The sequence below is a fragment of the Pontibacillus yanchengensis Y32 genome, from assembly GCF_000770635.1.
Classification (GTDB): domain Bacteria; phylum Bacillota; class Bacilli; order Bacillales; family BH030062; genus Pontibacillus; species Pontibacillus yanchengensis.
The window spans coordinates 1-17,921 of the sequence record NZ_AVBF01000004.1 but is presented as its reverse complement, the minus strand read 5'-3'; the positions used below and the strand labels follow the sequence as shown (position 1 = coordinate 17,921).

Genomic DNA, 17,921 nt, shown 5'->3' with positions numbered 1-17,921 from the left:
GACAGGCTTTAGGCAATCCTTATTGTGGCGTTCTTTTCCACAGTAAAGATTGACTTAAGACTAAAGGGGATAGGCGCTGGAGTGGCTGAACGTCGCTTCTATACGTTTTATGTTAGCAAAATTTTCACAGTAGCTATACCACAACAATTCATAGAAAAAGAGAAAGGGGTAAGAAATAGATGGCCATAAACACAGTAATGGTAATTGGTGCAGGTCAAATGGGGGCAGGTATTGCACAGGTTTTTGCTCAATCTGGTTTTGATGTAAAGCTAAATGATCTTCAAGAGGAAGCGTTGGAAAAAGGCAGAGCAGGTATTGAGAAACGGTTAACGCGAGCCGTTGAAAAAGGCCGAATGACTGAGGATGAGAAAACGGGTAGGTTAAGTCGTTTAGCTACGACAACGACACTGGCTGATGCCCATGATTGTGACTTTGTTGTCGAGGCGGTAGTAGAGAACATGGATGTGAAGAAAAAGGTATTCTCTGAACTGGATACCCATGCACCGGCTCACGCGATACTAGCTTCCAACACTAGTTCGCTACCAATCACAGAAATTGCAGCTTCTACAAAACGAGCAGATCAAGTGATTGGCATGCACTTCATGAATCCTGTTCCAGTCATGAAGTTAGTTGAGATTATTCGTGGTCTCCAGACAAGCGATGAAACGTATCAAGCGATTGAGGATATGACCAAGCAACTTTCCAAAACACCAGTAGAAGTGCGCGATTTCCCAGGCTTCGTATCGAATCGGGTGCTTATGCCAATGATCAATGAAGCCATTTATACCGTATATGAAGGGGTGGCAGAGCCAGAAGCAGTTGATGAAGTCATGAAGCTAGGGATGAATCACCCAATGGGTCCTCTAACCCTTGCTGATTTTATCGGGCTAGATACATGCCTTTATATCATGGAAGTGCTTCATGAAGGATTTGGTGATAGCAAATATCGTCCATGTCCATTGCTACGCCAATATGTTCAAGCAGGCTGGCTTGGTAAGAAATCAGGCCGAGGATTCTATCAATACGAAAGCTAAGAGCGGAGGGAAAACATGAACCTAGAATTTACAGAAGAACAAGAGATGATGCGCAAAATGGTTCGTGACTTCGCCCAAAAAGAAGTCGCTCCTATTGTCGAGAAGATGGATAAAGAAGATTATTATCCAACAGACGTGGTGAAGAAGATGGGAGAGCTTGGGCTGATGGGCATTCCGATTCCGGAAGAGTATGGTGGAGCGGGAATGGACTTTACATCGTATATCATCGCCATTCATGAGCTTTCCAAAGTGAGTGCTTCGGTAGGTGTTATTTTGTCGGTACACACCTCTGTCGGAACCAATCCCATTCTATATTTTGGCTCAGAGGAGCAAAAGAAGACCTACATCCCAAAACTTGCTTCAGGTGAATATATTGGCGCATTTGCGCTTACAGAACCAGGTGCAGGATCTGATGCAGGCTCCTTAAAGACGAAGGCTATAAAAGATGGGGACCATTACATGCTTAACGGTTCCAAGGTATTTATTACCAATGGAGGCGAAGCGGATACATACATCGTATTCGCAAGAACGAATCCAGATGCAGGAAGTAAAGGAGTTTCCGCTTTTATTTTAGAAAAAGGAACACCTGGATTTGAAATCGGCAAGAAGGAAAACAAAATGGGCATGAATGGGTCCAGTACTGTATCGTTAAGCTTTGATAACTGTAAGGTGCCAGCATCGCAACTGTTAGGAGAAGAGGGCGAAGGATTTAAGATTGCCATGGCGAACTTGAATATTGGCCGAATTGGTATCGCAGCACAATCGCTAGGTATTGCAGAAGCTGCTCTTGAGGAATCCGTTGCCTATGCCAAAGAGAGAGAACAATTTGGAAAGCCAATTGCTCAATATCAAGGTATATCTTTTAAACTAGCAGATATGGCGACAGCTGTTGAGGCTTCTAAACTATTAACGTACAATGCCGCAAGTCTTCGCACACGAGGGAAAGATTGTGGAAAAGAAGCATCCATGGCGAAAATGCATGCATCGCAAACTGCAATGAGTGTTACGACTGAAGCCATCCAAGTGCATGGGGGTTACGGCTATACAGAGGATTATCCAGTCGAACGCTTTTTCCGAGATGCCAAAGTGTGTGAAATTTACGAAGGAACAAATGAAATTCAGCGTATTGTCATTGGAAAACACTTATTCGAAGGGAAATAGGGGGAGAAGACATGAATTTTCAATTAACAGAAGAACAAGAAATGCTTCGTAAAATGGTGCGTGATTTTGCCAAAAACGAAGTCGAGCCAACAGCTGCTGAGCGAGATGAAGAAGAACGGTTTGACCGTGAAATTTTTGACCAAATGGCTGAATTAGGACTTACAGGCATTCCATGGCCGGAAGAATATGGGGGAATTGGATCGGACTACTTGAGCTACGTCATTGCAGTCGAGGAGCTTTCAAGAGTATGTGCCTCAACAGGCGTAACGCTATCCGCTCACATCTCACTAGCAAGCTGGCCACTATTCAAATACGGAAACGAAGAACAGAAAAAGACATTTCTATATCAATTAGCTCAAGGAGAAAAACTTGGTGCATATGCGTTGTCAGAGCCAGGTGCTGGATCAGACGTAGCTTCTATGAAAACGATGGCCAAAAAAGATGGCGACCATTATGTTCTAAATGGCAATAAAGTTTGGATTACCAATGGAGGAGTTGGCGATATTTACATCGTCTTCGCCAAAACCGATGCGGACGCCAAGCATAGAGGCATTAGTGCGTTTATCGTAGAAAAAGGCACACCAGGGTTTACGTTTGGAAAGAAAGAGAAGAAGCTTGGTATTCGTTCCTCTCCGACAACAGAACTTATTTTCGAAGATTGTAAGATTCCAGCTTCCAACATGCTTGGAAACGAAGGGGATGGCTTTAAAATTGCCATGACCACGCTAGATGGTGGACGTAACGGTATTGCAGCTCAAGCCTTAGGTATTTCTCAAGGTGCACTGGATGCAGCTGTTGGCTATGCCAAAGAACGGGAGCAATTCGGAAAACCAATCGCACAAAATCAAGGTATTTCCTTTAAGCTAGCGGATATGGCAACAGATATCGAATCAGCTCGTTTACTTACGTATCAAGCTGCCTGGTTAGAATCAGAAGGAAAGCCGTACGGCAAAGCTTCCGCTATGTCGAAGCTCTTCGCCGGAGATGCAGCGATGCGTATTACAACCGAAGCAGTGCAAGTATTCGGAGGATATGGCTATACAAAAGATTACCCAGTTGAACGGTACATGCGGGACGCGAAAATCACTCAAATCTATGAAGGTACAAATGAAATTCAACGTCTAGTTATCGGGCGAATGCTTACGAAAGAGTAGAGAGGAAGGCGATTATGCACGAGCTTGCTGAACGGATCCAACAACGAAATCTGCGAGCACTAGCAAGAGCCATCACTCTTATAGAAAATGATGATCCTGACAAACTCGATTTACTGAGTGATTTATTTTCGATACAAAAGCAGGCTCATTACATCGGCATAACAGGTTCACCTGGTGCCGGGAAGAGCTCGCTTGTCAATCGGATGATTTCCTTCTTACGTGCTCAAGGACTGACGGTAGCCGTCATTGCTGTCGATCCAACCAGTCCATTTAGTGGGGGAGCACTACTGGGCGATCGGGTTCGCATGAATGACCACTTTACCGATCCTGGCGTCTTTATAAGGAGTATGGCAACAAGAGGGAGTCTAGGGGGATTATCTCGAGCGACGAAGGATACGATTCGTGTCTGTGATGCGTATGGGTTTGATGTCATTTTAGTGGAAACAGTCGGTGTGGGGCAGTCAGAGCTAGACATTATGAAAGTAGTCGATACAACGTCTGTCGTATTGACGCCGAATAGTGGCGACGTCCTGCAAATTTTCAAAGCAGGGATTATGGAAATTGCCGACTTATTTATTATCAATAAAGCTGACCTACCTGGAGTTCGAAAATTAAAGACTCAGCTCGAGGAGTTTATGATGATCAGTCACTCCAAAGGTTGGCAAGCTCCTATCGTCCAAACGGTATCTACAGAAAACAAAGGGATAGAGTCGTTATGGGAAGAAATGAAGCGGCATCGCACGTATCTATATGAAACGAATTTAGGTAAAGAACAGCGAAAACAGCAGCTCGTTCATGAAGTGTACGAATTAATGAGAGAAGAGCTGTGGCAATCAGTTGAAGCCTTTGTTGAAAGCGATAACACAAAGCGTAATCAGTTGGAAGACGCGGATGCTGACCCTTATCAAATGGCGAAGACTTGGTTAGAGGAGTGGAAGCAAGGGGGAGGTTGAGAATGCAGTCATGAAAAAAGTACCCTCATCAATCAAAGACGAGAAGCTCATTAAAATGCGACGAGATCAAATGATCAAAGGAGCAGTTGCTTTATTTAAAGAAAAAGGATTTCACAAAACGACGACTCGTGAGATCGCCAAAGCTTCTGGGTTTAGTATTGGCACCCTATATGAATACATTCGAACGAAGGAAGATGTTCTTTTTCTTGTATGCGATTTTATTTATGAGCATGTAAAAGAACGGATGGAAGACGCCATTGATATGAATGACACTAATTCACATAGTCTAAAGGGTGCCATTCAGTCCTATTTTCAGTTAATGGATGAGATGCAAGATGAAGTCGTCGTTATGTATCAAGAAGTGAAATCCTTATCAAAAGAAGCGCAGGAATATGTGCTGAAAAAAGAGCGAGATATGTTGAATTTACTTGAACACGTCATTCGTCATAGCTTACCTGAACCACTTTCTGATCTCGACATTGAACTGATCGCCAACAACATTTTCGTTCAAGGACAAATGTGGGGCTTTCGCCGTTGGATGCTACATAAGCATTTCACAATCGAGAGCTACACAGAAAGACAAATGCATTTTTTATTTCAGGGACTACCGATTCCTGAAAAAGCATAATAGACAGGAGGAACTGGTATGGAACAAGCACAAGTGTATGAGCCCAAGAATGCTGTACGTTTTGTGACAGCGTCGAGCTTATTTGATGGCCATGATGCATCGATTAACATTATGCGCCGTATCCTACAGTCTAGCGGTGCCGAAGTGATTCATTTAGGACATAACCGTTCTGTGGAAGAAGTAGTGAATGCAGCGATTCAAGAGGATGCGCAGGGCATTGCAATTTCATCCTATCAAGGTGGACACGTCGAATATTTTAAATACATGGTCGATTTATTGAAGGAAAAAGAAGCATCCCATATCCGCGTTTATGGCGGAGGTGGCGGGGTTATTATCCCTCGAGAAATTACCGAACTGCATGATTACGGGGTAGCACGTATCTATTCTCCAGAAGATGGTCGCGAACTTGGCCTACAAGGCATGATCAATCTCATGCTGGAGCAGTGCGATTTTCAAACACCATTAGATGTAGAAAAAGATTTACAGCGCCTCACAGAAGGAGATAGCCAATCCATTGCACGGTTTATTTCCTATGTAGAAAATACTGCAGGTCAGGAGCATGGCGCAGCTGCCGCTCTGGAAAAAGTGCTCGATTCTCAAAAGAAAGCAGCTCCAGTGCTAGGTATCACAGGTACGGGTGGCGCAGGAAAAAGCTCCTTAACGGATGAGCTGATCCGTCGCTTTTTAAACGAAGTACCGGACCGCAAAATTGCGATTCTATCCGTTGACCCTACCAAAAAGAAAACCGGTGGCGCATTACTTGGAGACCGTATTCGTATGAACGCGATATTCTCGGACCGGGTATATATGCGCTCCCTAGCAACCCGTGATTCCAGAAGCGAGCTTTCCAAAGCCATACAAGAAGCGATTGATGTCGTGAAAGCTGCCGGGTTTGATTTTATCATCGTAGAAACGAGTGGTATCGGCCAAGGGGATGCAGCGATTACCGATGTAACAGACCTTTCCATGTACGTGATGACAGCTGAATTCGGAGCTCCATCACAACTTGAAAAAATCGACATGATCGACTTCGCTGACTTTATCGTCATTAACAAATTTGAACAAAAAGGTTCAGCAGATGCGCTTCGTCAAGTTCGTAAGCAATACGAGCGTAGCCATATGAGGTTCCACGAAGACCAAACAGCATTTCCTGTGTTTGGGACCATTGCGAGTCAGTTTAACGATCCCGGCACAAACACGCTGTTTGCAGCCCTAATCGATAAATTAAATGAAGCATATGGATGGGAAGAATCGACGCCTTTTGAACGAGTAACAGATGTTGAAAAGCAAAACCTGATTATCCCTCCAGAACGCCGTCAATACTTACGCGACATCGTGCAAACCGTTCACAATTATCATGAAAAGGCGGAAGAGCAAAGTGATCTTGCTCGTAAATGGTATCAAGTGAAGGGGACTTCAGAGCTTATTGAAGATGAGTCTTCCAAAGAAACAATGGAGAACCTTGCAGCAGAGTACGAACAAAAGCTAGAGCCAGCGAATAAGCAAATGCTTGACGAGTGGGATGAGGTTAAGGAGCGTTATGCTCAAGACGAAATGACGTTCAAGATTCGCGACAAAGAAATCACGATGGACTTGAACACCGAAAGCTTATCCGGTTTGAAAGTACCTAAAGTAGCCTTGCCTCACTATCATGACTGGGGAGATCGTTTACTTTGGCTGTTAAAAGAAAACGTACCAGGCGCGTTTCCGTTTACAGCTGGTGTATTCCCGTTCAAGCGAAAAGGAGAAGATCCAACGCGCCAATTTGCAGGAGAAGGCACGCCAGAACGAACGAATCGTCGTTTCCACTACTTATCTGAAGGAGAGCCAGCGAAGCGCTTAAGTACAGCATTTGATTCAGTTACGTTGTATGGAGAAGATCCAAATGAGCGTCCGGATATTTACGGAAAAGTCGGCGAGAGCGGCGTATCCATCTGTACACTAGACGATATGAAGAAGCTTTATGCAGGATTTGATCTATGTAATCCTACAACGTCCGTATCGATGACGATTAACGGGCCAGCTCCAATTATTCTGGCGATGTTCTTTAACACAGCCATCGATCAGCAACTCGACATGTTTAAGGAAAAAGAAGGGCGAGAACCTTCCGCGGAAGAACGAGCGAAGATAAAAGATGAAACGATTTCCGTCGTTCGAGGTACGGTGCAAGCGGATATTTTAAAAGAGGACCAAGGTCAAAACACCTGTATCTTCTCGACTGAATTCGCACTACGTATGATGGGCGATATCCAGCAATACTTTATTGACCAACAAGTGAAAAACTATTACTCTGTATCAATCTCCGGCTATCATATTGCCGAAGCCGGCGCAAATCCTATTACACAGCTTGCCTTCACGCTCGCTAACGGATTTACGTATGTAGAGTACTATTTAAGTAGAGGAATGGATATTAACAAATTTGCACCAAACCTATCTTTCTTCTTCTCCAATGGATTAGATCCTGAATATACTGTGATTGGCCGTGTAGCTAGACGCATATGGGCCATTACAATGCGCGATAAATATGGTGCGAACGAACGTAGCCAAAAGTTGAAATACCATATTCAAACATCTGGTCGTTCCCTACACGCGCAAGAAATTGATTTTAATGATATCCGTACAACGCTACAAGCACTTATTGCGATCCAGGACAACTGTAACTCCTTGCATACCAACTCGTATGATGAAGCGATTACCACACCTACAGAAGAATCGGTTCGTCGTGCAATGGCGATTCAAATGATCATTAACAAAGAGTTTGGCTTAACGAAGAATGAAAACTCGCTACAAGGATCATTTGTTGTAGAGGAGCTCACGCAACTAGTAGAAGAAGCCGTTTTACAAGAGTTTGAACGCATTAACGACCGTGGCGGTGTACTAGGAGCGATGGAGCGTCAGTATCAACGAGGCAAGATTCAAGAAGAATCTCTATACTATGAAGGTCAGAAACATAGTGGTGAGCTTCCAATCGTAGGCGTAAACACGTACTTGAATCCAAAACCATCGTCAGAGGATGACATTAACTCCATGCAATTAGCTCGTGCTTCTAAGGAAGAAAAAATGCACCAAATCAATTCCTTACGCGAGTTCCAACAAGACCACTCCGACGAAACAGAAGCAGCACTCCAACGCCTCAAGCAAGTAGCCGCTGGAGGTGGCAACGTATTCGAAGAATTGATGGAAACCGTAAGAGTCGCAAGCCTAGGCCAAATCACCAACGCCCTCTATGAAGTAGGCGGACAATATCGCAGGAATATGTAAAGAGGAGGCGCCCATCTAGGGGGCGCCTTTTTGTTTGGGCGGGGTCGTTTCGGTAGGAGCACAGATATTTGCGAGACGACCAGCGTGGGCGGTCGCTCCAAAATTCGCGAAGTTGATCGCAAAACAGGCGAAGTCGCTCCAAATTTGGAAAAGTTGCTCGGAATCCGGTCGTAGTCGCTCCAAAATGGAAAAAGTCGCTCACAACCCCATGGTGGAGCTGCGAATTGGGAATGAGCCGCGCTCGCTCGGACAGTCGCCCCAATATTCGCAATCAATCCCTGCCCGATAGCAACCCAATCAAAAGTATAAAAATCACCATATTAGACCAGATTGAGCCTAAAATGTTTTCCCAACATTAAAAAAGGTAATAGTAAAATCTGAAATAATAGCGTTTATGTCTAGCATAAACATTATTGAATTGTTTATAATGTATGGTAGGCTTGATTCGGATAACTATAGATTTTATACTTACAAAGCGTATAAAATAGAAAAGTATGGGAGGAGCGGTAATAAACTTCTCCGTCTTTTTACACTTTCAGAGGATTTTATCACCTTGTAGAGTGAGTCTCTGACTGCGACAAAGGCTTGTCACTCGGCAAGTTTTCTTTACATGTTTATGAATAAATTTTTGATATAAAGGGAGTGCTGGACGTGAGCTTTAAAAACTATAGCCACGACGAAATTGCTGAAATGTCTATGATTGAGATCGCGAATGAGATTCTATCAGACGAAAAGCAAGCGCTAGATTTTAACGAATTAATGGATAAGGTAGCTGCAGCAAAAGGGTTTAATGAGGAGCAGAAAAAAGCTCGTATTGCCCAGTTGTACACTGACATGAATACAGATGGTCGTTTTATGACAATCGGCTCTAATATGTGGGGGCTAAAGCGATGGTACCCAGTAGAACAGCAAGAAGAAGAAGTACAAGCTCCTGTGAAGAAGAAAAAGAAAAAAGCAGCTGCTAAGAGCAAGAAGAAAGCAAAAGAAGTGGAAGAAGAAGAGGATATCGTAGAAGACGATATTGAAGAGGATCTAGACCTAGATGATGAAGAACTAGACCTAGATGAAGACGGCGAAGAAAACAGTGGTCTGGATGAAGACTTTGACTTAGACGAAGAAACAGAATCCGGCTATACTGAAGGCGAAGAGGATAATAACGTCTTTGGTGATGATGACGAAGAAGATGATAGTGATGATGGCGATGATAGCGAGGAAAATAGCTATTACAATGATAAAGAAGACGATAATTCATAATCATCTTGACTTTATAGAGTGATATAAGTATTATTTTATTTGGGCTCTTAAATTGAGATCGTTATGTAAAGGCGCTCCCGTATTATTGCGGGGGCGCCTTTCTTATTTTATAGAATAGAAAGTATAAGTTTCTGGCGCATATATGTCTAGCTCCAGCGCCTACCCCCTCGGGGTCTTAAGTCAATCCTCGCTGTGGCAAAAAACGCCACTTCGAGGCTTGTCTTAAGCCTGTCGGGGGTGACCAAGGCGCCCTGAGCTTTTCAGGTATAGAATTTTTTCTAATAAAACATGTGGAGTACGTGAACGATAATGACACACAAGTCTCCTTAGAACATCGAATGGAAGAGGGGTAAATATGACAAAGTATATTTTCGTAACAGGTGGCGTTGTTTCTTCTCTTGGTAAAGGAATTACAGCAGCATCTCTTGGTCGTTTATTGAAGAACCGAGGCCTAAAAGTGACAATTCAGAAGTTTGACCCATACATTAACGTGGACCCAGGTACGATGAGTCCATATCAGCATGGTGAAGTTTTCGTAACAGAAGACGGTGCAGAAACGGACTTGGACTTAGGTCACTATGAACGATTTATTGATATTAATTTAAGTCAGTACAGCAACGTAACAACAGGTAAAGTGTACTCAACCGTTATCAAAAAAGAACGTCGCGGCGACTATCTTGGCGGTACGGTTCAGGTTATTCCGCATATTACGAATGAAATCAAGGAACGTGTATTCCGCGCTGGTAATGAAACGAATGCGGATGTTGTTATAACTGAAATTGGCGGTACGGTTGGAGATATCGAATCCTTGCCATTCCTAGAAGCAATCCGTCAGATCAAGAGTGATATTGGAAAAGATAATGTGATGTACATTCACTGTACGCTAGTACCTTACATCAAAGCAGCAGGGGAAATGAAAACCAAACCAACGCAGCACTCTGTAAAAGAATTGCGTTCATTAGGAATTCAGCCAGATGTCATTGTGCTCCGTACAGAAATGCCAATCAGCCAAGAGATGAAACAGAAGATTGGCTTGTTCTGCGACATTAATGAAAATGCCGTTATTGAAGCTGGGGATGCGGAAACATTATACGATGTACCACTTACCCTTCAAGAACAAAATCTCGACCAACTAACGTGTGAACACTTTGGACTAGACTGCGGCACAGCTGAAATGACCGAGTGGAATGAGCTCGTTAATCGTGTGAAAAACTTGAATAAGGTAACAACCATAGGTCTGGTTGGAAAATATGTGGAGTTACCAGATGCGTATATTTCTGTTGTCGAGGCATTAAAGCACGCAGGCTATGCTTTTGATAGTGACATTAACATTGAATGGATTAACTCTGAGGAGATTACTGCAGAGAACGTCGCGGACAAACTTCAAAATGTCGACGGCGTGCTAGTACCAGGTGGCTTCGGAGATCGTGGCATTGAAGGAAAAATTGAAGCAATTCGCTATGCTCGTGAAGAACAAGTACCATTCTTCGGTATTTGCCTTGGAATGCAATTAGCTTCTGTAGAGTTCGCGCGTAACGTGCTAGGTCATAAAGGGGCTCACTCTGCAGAAATTGATCCACTTACAGAATTCCCAATCATCGACCTGCTTCCTGAGCAAAAAGATGTAGAAGACTTAGGTGGAACACTTCGTCTTGGCGTGTACCCTTGTAAGCTAACAGAAGGTACGAAGACGAAAGAGGCATACGGTGAAGAAGTCATTTACGAACGTCATCGCCACCGTTACGAATTTAGCAATCAGTACCGTGAACAAATGACCGATGCAGGCATGGTCTTCTCTGGTACAAGCCCAGATGGCCGCCTCGTTGAAATCATTGAACTTAGCGACCACCCATGGTTCGTGGCTTGCCAATTCCACCCAGAATTCAAGTCAAGACCAACTAACCCACAAAGCCTATTCCATGACTTTGTTGGCGCAAGTATTCAATATAAAGGTGAATAATAGCAGTTTTAGCATAAAGAAAAGCTCAGAGTAGAATACTCTGAGCTTTTTTGCATACAAGGGAGTGGCGTTATGAGCGAGATTCTGAATATATGAGCCACATTCTCAATATAAGAGCGAGATCCTGAAAATATGAGCGACATCCTCGATATATGATCGAGATCCTAAATATATGAGCGACCGCCCTTTTCCGCCCAGATCACCACCGCACTTCACGATGCCAACTATCAAAAAAAGGACGAAATCGCATAAGATTTCGCCCTTCATCTCTATTCCTATTCATACTCCGACGTAATTTCTTTCGTAATAACAAATAGAGCATGATACACATACAGCATCCCCATAATAGATGGGAACCCAATACGATCCATATCAAATGGTAGCATGGGACCAGAGATGTGTGTGTCGATGTAGAAGTCAGCCAACTCTTGGATTGGGTTTTCTTCTTTCGTTGAAGCAGAAATATGGATGACCTGGGCATCTTGGGCTTGGACTTTTTTCGTAAGCGCTAGTGCTTCTTCATCATTTGCAAAACGAGATGCGATAATGACTCGGTCAATATGAGAAAGCTCCGCATCATCTGTGTACAATACAGTCTTCGGCAATGCTTCAGGTCCTGATTCTACCTCGTTATGCAATGCTTGCATTTCTCCAGTCCCTATCACATACACATGACCTTCTCCCACAATAGCTTGAGAGAGGGCACGAGCAGCATCCTCGATTCGCAATTCCTCTTTTTCATAAATTCGTTCAAATGCACCATTTAACTGGGTGGTTAGCATCTTCATCATAAGAAGCTCCTCCTTTTAGTTCAATATAAAAACTCTACATTTATGGAAGGGTACGCATATAAGCAAATTGGCTTAGCATTGTCTTAAGACTTATTCCTATAAAAACAATCATGTATGTAAGCATAGCATACCTACTTTTCTACTTTCTAATTGGAAACAATTGTATTTTTATACAAAGCAGGAAAATAGCCCTCCTAGGGAGAAAGATGATAGTTGGGATGGAAATAGATAGAAGAAAACACACTTTTGATTTTTGGAGGGCAATTATGACGAAATCAGTATTAGTAGTAGATGATCAACCAGGAATACGCATGCTATTAGAAGAGGTTATTAAAACCGAGGGGTATCAAATTCTACTAGCACAAACGGGACAAGAAGCGATTGATCAAGTATTGAAACACCAACCAGACTTGATGTTGGTTGATTTAAAATTACCTATTAAAGATGGAATGCAGGTAGTAAAGGAACTAGAAGAGGAAGAGAGAATTGTTCCTACTATTATCATGAGTGGTTTGGCAGAGGATGAACTAGAAGGGAAAGAATTCTCCTCAAATATTAAAGGTGTTATTGCCAAACCTTTTAATATACAAGATGTAAGAGAAATGATTATAGGCCTATTAGAGTAGGAAAAGATGTCAATTTGGTGAAATTTATGGATGTAAACGCTATCTTTACAATGTGTTCTTGCACCAGTGGTATGGACTTGGTATGCTATTAATGTTGATGAAAACACGTACATAACGGAATGTTGCCAACTGACAGGTGCACGTTGGAACAGTTGACATATTCTGTGTGAAAGAACATAAAGGAGGATCTAGTCATGCCACTAGTTTCAATGAAAGAAATGTTAGAAAAGGCTAAAGAAGAACGCTACGGCGTTGGCCAATTTAATCTAAATAACTTAGAATACGCTCAAGCGATTCTTCAAGCAGCTGAAGAAGAACAGTCTCCTGTTATCCTTGGTGTATCTGAAGGTGCAGGCCGTTACATGGGTGGCTTTAACGTAGTTGTTGCTATGGTTAGAGAGCTTATGAATTCTTACGGTACTACTGTTCCAGTAGCGATTCACCTTGACCATGGTTCTAGTTTCGAGAAGTGTGCTGAAGCCATTCATGCTGGTTTCACTTCCGTTATGATTGATGCTTCCCACGATCCACTGGAGGAGAACATTGCTCTAACTCGTAAAGTTGTAGAGCTTGCTCACATTCATGGTGTATCTGTTGAAGCAGAGCTTGGCCGTGTTGGTGGTCAAGAAGATGATATCGTTGTGGAAGATGCTGAAGCAGCATACGCAATTCCTTCTGAATGTAAGCAACTTGTTGACGAAACAAACGTTGACGTATTCGCACCGGCACTAGGTTCTGTACACGGCCACTACAAAGGTGAGCCTAACTTAGGTTTCGACCGCATGGAAGAAATCATGGGCCTTGTAGATAAGCCACTAGTTCTTCACGGTGGTACAGGCATCCCATCTGAAGACGTTAAGAAAGCAATCCGTTTCGGTACTGCTAAAATTAACGTGAATACAGAAAACCAAGTAGCACAAGTGAACGCAGTAAAAGAAACATTAGCTGAAAAACCAGACCTATACGATCCACGTAAATATCTTGGACCTGGCCGTGACGCCATCAAAGCAACGGTTATCGGCAAGATGCGTGAATTTGGTTCTTCTCAAAAAGCATAACTATTAAATGAAAAGTGAGCCGCCCTAGGCGGTTCCCTTTTATTATTTTCCCTTTAAAGAATGGCTTTCTTTAAAGTATCATGAATATGAAAACACATCGACTTTTCTCCGTAACTGGTGAAAAGTCATGTTTTTCTGAAATTTGAAAACGCACACAAAATGGGGAGGAATAAACAAATGAAATTTTTTGTAGACACAGCGAACATCGAAGAAATCCGTGAGGCAAATGCTTTAGGTGTATTAGCGGGAGTAACAACGAACCCATCACTAGTAGCGAAAGAAAACATTTCGTTTCATGATCGTTTAAAAGAAATCACGAATGAAGTAGATGGATCTGTAAGTGCAGAAGTTATTTCAGAAGATGCAGAAGGCATGGTCAATGAAGGGAAAGACTTAGCTGCTATTGCTCCAAATATCACTGTAAAAGTTCCAATGACATTGGAAGGGCTAAAAGCAGTAAAGCAATTCTCTGAGATGAACATCAAAACAAACGTTACACTCATTTTCTCTGCTAACCAAGCCTTACTTGCTGCTCGTGCAGGTGCTACATACGTATCCCCATTTATTGGGCGTCTTGATGATATCGGACAAGACGGTATGAACTTAGTAAGTCAAATCGCTGAAATATTTGATCTTCATGGAATTGAAACAGAAATCATCGCAGCTTCCGTCCGCCACCCAGTTCATGTAACAGACGCAGCTAGTCATGGTGCTCATATTGCAACGGTACCACTAAAAGTGTTAAAACAATTAGTAAAGCATCCATTAACAGATGCTGGAATTGAAAAATTTCTTGCAGACTGGAAGAAACAAAACTAGTATGATAATGGAAATTTTGTGCAAAATAAGCGTAACAAATTATGGGTTTGCCTAGATTAGAAGGGAGTCCACCATGGAAAAACTGCTTGTTGAAGGAGGTCACTCTTTAAACGGGAGCGTACGCGTAAGCGGAGCTAAGAATAGCGCAGTTGCTTTATTGCCTGCTGCTATACTAGCTGAGTCTCCTGTTACGATTGAAGGGTTACCGAATATATCTGACGTAGGCACATTAAGTCAATTGTTAGAAGAAATTGGCGGCACAGTCCAAAAGCAAGGACAAGACGTTTATATTGATCCGTCCCGTATGATTTCAATGCCACTACCAAATGGAAAAGTGAAAAAGCTGCGTGCCTCTTATTATTTTATGGGCGCAATGCTTGGTCGTTTTAAAAAGGCGGTCATCGGATTGCCAGGAGGTTGCCATCTTGGCCCACGTCCAATTGACCAGCATATTAAAGGCTTTGAAGCACTTGGTGCAGAGGTTACGAATGAACAAGGCGCGATTTATTTGCGTGCCGAGGAATTACGTGGCGCTCGCATTTACTTAGATGTTGTAAGTGTTGGAGCAACGATCAATATAATGCTTGCCGCTGTGAAGGCGAAAGGGAAAACCATCATTGAAAATGCTGCAAAAGAGCCTGAAATCATTGATGTAGCCACTTTACTGACTAGTATGGGTGCAAAAATTAAAGGCGCTGGCACAGATGTGATTCGCATTGAAGGTGTTGAGTCTCTAAGTGGTTGCCGTCATACAATTATCCCAGACCGTATTGAAGCAGGAACATACACAATTATGGCAGCAGCAAAAGGGGAGGAAGTGTTAATTGATAACGTTATTCCTCAACACTTGGAATCCTTGCTCGCTAAGCTTAGAGAAATGGGTGTAACAATTGAGAGTTTAAATGATCAATTGATTGTTCGCAGGTCAAATCCATTGAAAAGTGTAGATATTAAGACACTTGTTCACCCAGGATTTCCAACGGATTTGCAACAACCATTTACTTCTTTGCTAACACAGGCTAGTGGTACTGGCGTTGTGACTGACACCATTTATCAAGCAAGATTTAAGCATATCGATGAACTTCGTCGCATGAATGCTGATATCAAAGTAGAAGGTAGCTCAGCAATTGTGAATGGCCCTGTAGTATTGGAAGGCGCTAAAGTGAAAGCAAGTGACTTACGTGCCGGTGCAGCGCTTGTTGTAGCAGGATTGCTTGCAAACGGAGTCACAGAAATTACTGGATTAGACCACATAGATCGTGGCTATGAGAACATTGTCGAGAAACTACAAGATCTAGGCGCTAATATTTGGCGTGAAAAAATGACAGAAGCTGAGATTGAACAATTTCAGAATTCTTAGGTCCAGGCTTTCATGTGCACAAAAGTAGAATAATGATAAAGCATCTATCTGCTGGTGAGTGCTAGACTTTTTGAGGGAAAAGTCGATCATGCCTCTCAGCAGATTGGTGCTATATGTTTCGTGTTCATCCATATAAAGGAGATGGGTACTTCAAGATCCATGGAGATGAGGGAGTAAAGTCTTTTCAACTATTCATTCAAAGATGATCTCAATTGGTAAACCAATATAACGATAATGGTATGCGTTTGAAGGTTGAGGGACCTTCAGATACGCCGTTACGTTTAGGATCATTTCAAAGGATAAGAGGAGGAACTTAACCATGGAAAGAAGCCTATCAATGGAGTTAGTAAGAGTAACAGAAGCAGCAGCATTATCATCCGCACGTTGGATGGGAAGAGGGAAAAAAGACGAAGCGGACGACGCTGCAACAAGCGCAATGCGTGACGTTTTTGATACCATTCCAATGAAAGGTACTGTTGTCATTGGGGAAGGCGAAATGGACGAAGCACCGATGTTATATATCGGCGAGAAGCTAGGAAATGGCTATGGTCCACGTGTGGATGTAGCCGTTGATCCATTAGAAGGAACCAATATTGTAGCTCAGGGGACATGGAATGCACTTTCCGTGCTAGCCGTAGCGGATCATAGTAAGCTACTACATGCTCCTGATATGTATATGGACAAAATCGCTGTCGGCCCTGAATGCGTGGGAAAAGTGGATATCAATGCCTCCGTAACAGAAAACTTAAAAGCCGTAGCAAAAGCGAAGAATAAAGATGTAGAAGATGTGGTAGCGATTATATTAAATCGGGAACGACATCAAGCTATTATCGATGAAGTTCGTGAAGCAGGTGCTCGAATTAAGTTGATTTCGGATGGCGATGTTGCAGCCGCAATCAATACAGCCTTTGACCACACCGGTGTCGACATTCTCCTTGGAAGTGGCGGTGCTCCAGAAGGGGTGCTAGCTGCCGCAGCATTGAAATGCCTAGGAGGAGAAATCCAAGGTAAGCTATTACCAGAAAATGAAGAACAACGACTTCGTTGTACTGGCATGGGTATCGACGATATCGACCGAGTTCTTCACTTGGAAGACATGTGTGGAGGCGATGATGCTATATTCGCAGCCACAGGAGTAACAGATGGCGAATTACTTAAAGGCGTACAATTCAAAGGGATGAAAGCAACCACCCAAACCTTAGTCATGCGCGCCAAATCTGGAACCGTACGCTTCATTGACGGTAACCACTCCTTGAAGAAAAAACCAAACTTAGTTATTAGACCATAGATAAGTAATAGTATTGTTGTAGAGTTATACTATCTAACGCACAGAAGGCTTGGGGTTACCCCAAGCCTTTTTATTAGGCTATGTTAAAGTTTGTTGTTGAGATAATAAAGAAATAGTTTTTTGTTCCTCCATAATAGCATCATTATGTTGAAGACTTGGATTCGAGATATTATGTGGGAGAGAGATGTTTCCGTTGTTTTAGTGAATAAAGGTGGCCGTGGAACAACTCGCGTCCTGCCGGCGGCCCTACACGATGTAGGGTCGTTCGACGTTGTCACACGATGTGACAATCTTAGTCGAACCTCCCCTTCCAAGCCTCCTCAAGCCCAAGTTCGGGGGTTTCCGGGGTCTCGCCTACCTCTTTCTCCGGCGGGAGTCTCCTTGTTCCACGGCCACCTTTGCTTTTATTGAGAAGAACGGAAACATGGCCTGATTAGAAGGGGACGTTTTCTAAATGGTGGTATCCACGAAGCGAGGAATGGATTGCGAGGCAGTGTGATGCTATGCTCGCGGACATATAGTCTCTTATTCTTCGATTTGAAGGCTAATTTGCATTCGAAAGGGACATACAGTT

14 protein-coding genes are annotated in these 17,921 nt (G+C 43.0%); 13 read left to right on the top strand and 1 reads right to left on the bottom strand.

All coding sequences use genetic code 11. From position 1 onward, the window contains the following. Positions 1-179: 179 nt before the first annotated feature. From N782_RS02460 to N782_RS02420, 8 genes are all read left to right on the top strand, one after another. Positions 180-1,034 carry a 3-hydroxybutyryl-CoA dehydrogenase gene (locus N782_RS02460; RefSeq protein WP_036815741.1) on the top strand — a complete coding sequence of 285 codons (855 nt, stop codon included), beginning with the start codon at positions 180-182 and terminating at the stop codon, positions 1,032-1,034. Positions 1,035-1,049: 15 nt separating this feature from the next. Further along, entirely contained in the window at positions 1,050-2,195 is a 1,146-nt protein-coding gene (locus N782_RS02455; RefSeq protein ID WP_036815740.1) for an acyl-CoA dehydrogenase, read from the top strand. Between the two features lie 11 nt (positions 2,196-2,206). After that, complete coding sequence (locus tag N782_RS02450) at positions 2,207-3,349, top strand: acyl-CoA dehydrogenase (RefSeq protein ID WP_036815739.1); 1,143 nt, start codon at positions 2,207-2,209, stop codon at positions 3,347-3,349. 14 nt (positions 3,350-3,363) lie between these two features. Continuing rightward, the gene (gene meaB / locus N782_RS02445; RefSeq protein ID WP_036815738.1) at positions 3,364-4,302 is read left to right on the top strand and encodes a methylmalonyl Co-A mutase-associated GTPase MeaB; all 939 of its coding nucleotides are present in this window, start codon (positions 3,364-3,366) and stop codon (positions 4,300-4,302) included. Between the two features lie 10 nt (positions 4,303-4,312). Beyond that, positions 4,313-4,930 (top strand): TetR/AcrR family transcriptional regulator, encoded by a 618-nt coding sequence (locus N782_RS02440; protein ID WP_036815735.1) that lies wholly within the window; start codon positions 4,313-4,315, stop codon positions 4,928-4,930. Positions 4,931-4,948: 18 nt separating this feature from the next. Beyond that, on the top strand, positions 4,949-8,191 hold the full coding sequence (gene icmF, locus N782_RS02435; RefSeq protein ID WP_036815734.1) for a fused isobutyryl-CoA mutase/GTPase IcmF: 3,243 nt from the start codon (positions 4,949-4,951) through the stop codon (positions 8,189-8,191). 651 nt (positions 8,192-8,842) lie between these two features. After that, positions 8,843-9,445: a DNA-directed RNA polymerase subunit delta gene (rpoE, locus tag N782_RS02425; RefSeq protein ID WP_036815732.1), complete on the top strand. Its 603-nt coding sequence runs from the start codon at positions 8,843-8,845 to the stop codon at positions 9,443-9,445. 355 nt (positions 9,446-9,800) lie between these two features. Continuing rightward, positions 9,801-11,405: a CTP synthase gene (locus N782_RS02420; RefSeq protein ID WP_036815731.1), complete on the top strand. Its 1,605-nt coding sequence runs from the start codon at positions 9,801-9,803 to the stop codon at positions 11,403-11,405. A gap of 275 nt (positions 11,406-11,680) precedes the next feature. Here the strand turns inward: N782_RS02420 and N782_RS02415 are convergent, their stop codons facing one another. Beyond that, entirely contained in the window at positions 11,681-12,196 is a 516-nt protein-coding gene (locus N782_RS02415; RefSeq protein WP_036815730.1) for a DUF2529 family protein, read from the bottom strand. 266 nt (positions 12,197-12,462) lie between these two features. Between N782_RS02415 and N782_RS02410 the strand changes: the two genes are divergently transcribed. The 5 genes from N782_RS02410 (at position 12,463) to glpX (ending at position 17,347) form a co-directional block, all read left to right on the top strand. Further along, positions 12,463-12,822, top strand: a complete 360-nt coding sequence (locus tag N782_RS02410) for a response regulator (RefSeq protein WP_036815729.1) — start codon at positions 12,463-12,465, stop codon at positions 12,820-12,822. A gap of 194 nt (positions 12,823-13,016) precedes the next feature. Continuing rightward, entirely contained in the window at positions 13,017-13,880 is an 864-nt protein-coding gene (gene fba, locus N782_RS02405) for a class II fructose-1,6-bisphosphate aldolase (protein ID WP_036815728.1), read from the top strand. Positions 13,881-14,057: 177 nt separating this feature from the next. Continuing rightward, a complete protein-coding gene (gene fsa, locus N782_RS02400; RefSeq protein ID WP_036815727.1) occupies positions 14,058-14,699 on the top strand; it encodes a fructose-6-phosphate aldolase in 642 nt (213 codons plus the stop codon). Positions 14,700-14,772: 73 nt separating this feature from the next. Continuing rightward, positions 14,773-16,059, top strand: a complete 1,287-nt coding sequence (locus N782_RS02395; RefSeq protein WP_036815726.1) for a UDP-N-acetylglucosamine 1-carboxyvinyltransferase — start codon at positions 14,773-14,775, stop codon at positions 16,057-16,059. Between the two features lie 319 nt (positions 16,060-16,378). After that, positions 16,379-17,347, top strand: a complete 969-nt coding sequence (gene glpX / locus N782_RS02390; RefSeq protein WP_036815724.1) for a class II fructose-bisphosphatase — start codon at positions 16,379-16,381, stop codon at positions 17,345-17,347. The last annotated feature ends 574 nt before the right edge of the window (positions 17,348-17,921 follow it).

What these genes read in the sequence shown, in the direction of transcription:
- N782_RS02460 (WP_036815741.1), top strand. Translation starts at nt 180, where the DNA reads ATGGCCATAAACACAGTAATGGTAATTGGTGCAGGTCAAATGGGGGCA.
- N782_RS02455 (WP_036815740.1), top strand. Translation starts at nt 1,050, where the DNA reads ATGAACCTAGAATTTACAGAAGAACAAGAGATGATGCGCAAAATGGTT.
- N782_RS02450 (WP_036815739.1), top strand. Translation starts at nt 2,207, where the DNA reads ATGAATTTTCAATTAACAGAAGAACAAGAAATGCTTCGTAAAATGGTG.
- meaB (WP_036815738.1), top strand. Translation starts at nt 3,364, where the DNA reads ATGCACGAGCTTGCTGAACGGATCCAACAACGAAATCTGCGAGCACTA.
- N782_RS02440 (WP_036815735.1), top strand. Translation starts at nt 4,313, where the DNA reads ATGAAAAAAGTACCCTCATCAATCAAAGACGAGAAGCTCATTAAAATG.
- icmF (WP_036815734.1), top strand. Translation starts at nt 4,949, where the DNA reads ATGGAACAAGCACAAGTGTATGAGCCCAAGAATGCTGTACGTTTTGTG.
- N782_RS02420 (WP_036815731.1), top strand. Translation starts at nt 9,801, where the DNA reads ATGACAAAGTATATTTTCGTAACAGGTGGCGTTGTTTCTTCTCTTGGT.
- N782_RS02415 (WP_036815730.1), bottom strand. Translation starts at nt 12,196, where the DNA reads ATGATGAAGATGCTAACCACCCAGTTAAATGGTGCATTTGAACGAATT.
- N782_RS02410 (WP_036815729.1), top strand. Translation starts at nt 12,463, where the DNA reads ATGACGAAATCAGTATTAGTAGTAGATGATCAACCAGGAATACGCATG.
- fba (WP_036815728.1), top strand. Translation starts at nt 13,017, where the DNA reads ATGCCACTAGTTTCAATGAAAGAAATGTTAGAAAAGGCTAAAGAAGAA.
- fsa (WP_036815727.1), top strand. Translation starts at nt 14,058, where the DNA reads ATGAAATTTTTTGTAGACACAGCGAACATCGAAGAAATCCGTGAGGCA.
- N782_RS02395 (WP_036815726.1), top strand. Translation starts at nt 14,773, where the DNA reads ATGGAAAAACTGCTTGTTGAAGGAGGTCACTCTTTAAACGGGAGCGTA.
- glpX (WP_036815724.1), top strand. Translation starts at nt 16,379, where the DNA reads ATGGAAAGAAGCCTATCAATGGAGTTAGTAAGAGTAACAGAAGCAGCA.